A 1,664-nucleotide genomic window follows, 5' to 3' on the forward strand; every position below is an offset into this window, starting at 1 on the left:
GAATTAGCTCAAATTTTTATGAAGGCATTTAAGCTGCAAAAAACAAATAATCATTCTTTTAATGATGTTGATTCAAAATCATGGGCTAACGATGCAATAAGTGCATTACAATCAAATCGAATTACAAAAGGAACGAGTACATATACGTATAGTCCTAAGGGGATTGTGACTCGTGAACAATTTGCAGTATTTTTGTACAATGCCTTATTAAATACTAAAAATGATACAGAAAATGATCAAAATGTTCCGGATGGAGAAAATAAACTGCCTTACGATGAATTAGATAAAAATAGTGAAGGTAAATCTGAAGTAATTGATGGAGGAACAATTTATAAAGGATAAGGGAATTAGTCCCTTATCCTTTTATTTTTATGAAGCAGCTTCATCGTTAATAAATAATCTTCTGACTTCTAGAAACTCCAATTCAGATATAAATTCCATATCAGAATGGATATATTCATTTTCAATAAGCTGATCCTTTGCTATAAAATAAAAATCATCCCCTAATTTAATATAACTCTCTAAAATAGGCTTATCTTTACATGGAAATAGTTCGTATACAATCATAATTTCCTGTATAGATTTAAAAATTATCCCCGATTCTAACAATAAAGAGTTCCATTTCTTATTTAATTCAGTTCGCGGTTTTACACTATAAAATCCATTCCCATCACTTTTATTTTTAAAGACATGCTTTAGAGCTTCTGGTACTTTTCGTAATGCTAATCTTCTAGAGTGAAGCAGGTTTAAATCCATATCACACATAATAAGTTCTTCTATCTGTGATTTATATTTAATTAATTTTAATTGATCAACATGCATTTCTTTCAATTCTCTATATAACTCAGAATCATTTATCACTCTAAGATATCGTGTCATACAATCTCCCCTTGTAAATTCTAATAACATTTTAATAATTAATCTAATTGTTAATCGTTCTATATTATTCTTCTAAATTCGTATTGAATAATAAAAATCCGAAGACCGTGATTATAAACCATAAACAAATTATTACTCCTATAAACCCTGCAGTTTCTTTCATCCCATTTCCCCCTATAAGTATTGATAATCATTCTTTAATTATTAAACTAACTAAGCCCTCCTATCATTTTTTAAATAAAATAAAAAAGCCCTCTCAGAGATTTGTTAATGAAGCATAAGTAGCTCATTTACAGATCCCCAAAAGGGCTAATTTATTACAATAAGAAAAATTACAAAAAAACATTACACCCTAATTATACCAATTTTTGATAATTTAGCGATAATTTTCATGAATTTTAATGCAATTAAATTAATTTGCTTAAGACAAACAATTAAACCATCAGGTACCGTAAATTTGTTGATTAGATCTAATAAATAAAATAGAATGACATTTATGTAGACTTAAATCAAAATATTTATATAAATTAGCAGCTACTAAGAATACTATATTAAAGGATTGAGAAAAATTGAGAAAAAACAACGAGCTGTATATCTTAAAGGTAATTATCATTTTATCTAGTCCTATTTGGATTATATTGATTGCTCAGTGGGCATTAGAAACGTTTGATGAAGATACATGGAAAAGAAGACATATGGATCTAGAATTAAAATTGTACGATTGTAAAGAATTATATACAGGATATAATTCTAGAGGGGACGGTAAGGCTCCCTTAAAAGGAGAC

3 protein-coding genes are annotated in these 1,664 nt (G+C 27.9%); 2 read left to right on the top strand and 1 reads right to left on the bottom strand.

What is annotated here, in order from left to right; genetic code table 11:
- Positions 1–342: S-layer homology domain-containing protein (locus RCF13_RS20120; protein ID WP_308141497.1), on the top strand; the 342-nt coding region annotated here is incomplete at its 5' end.
- Between the two features lie 27 nt (positions 343–369).
- Here the strand turns inward: RCF13_RS20120 and RCF13_RS20125 are convergent.
- Positions 370–861, bottom strand: coding sequence for a hypothetical protein (locus tag RCF13_RS20125; protein ID WP_308141498.1), 492 nt, complete (start codon positions 859–861; stop codon positions 370–372).
- A 587-nt stretch (positions 862–1,448) separates the two neighbouring features.
- On the opposite strand from RCF13_RS20125, the gene RCF13_RS20130 reads away from it, so the two are divergent.
- On the top strand, positions 1,449–1,664 hold a 216-nt coding region (locus RCF13_RS20130; RefSeq protein ID WP_308141499.1), incomplete at its 3' end, for a hypothetical protein.

The sequence above is a fragment of the Stenotrophomonas maltophilia group sp. RNC7 genome (assembly GCF_030910085.1).
GTDB classification, from domain to species: Bacteria; Pseudomonadota; Gammaproteobacteria; order Xanthomonadales; family Xanthomonadaceae; genus Stenotrophomonas; species Stenotrophomonas sepilia.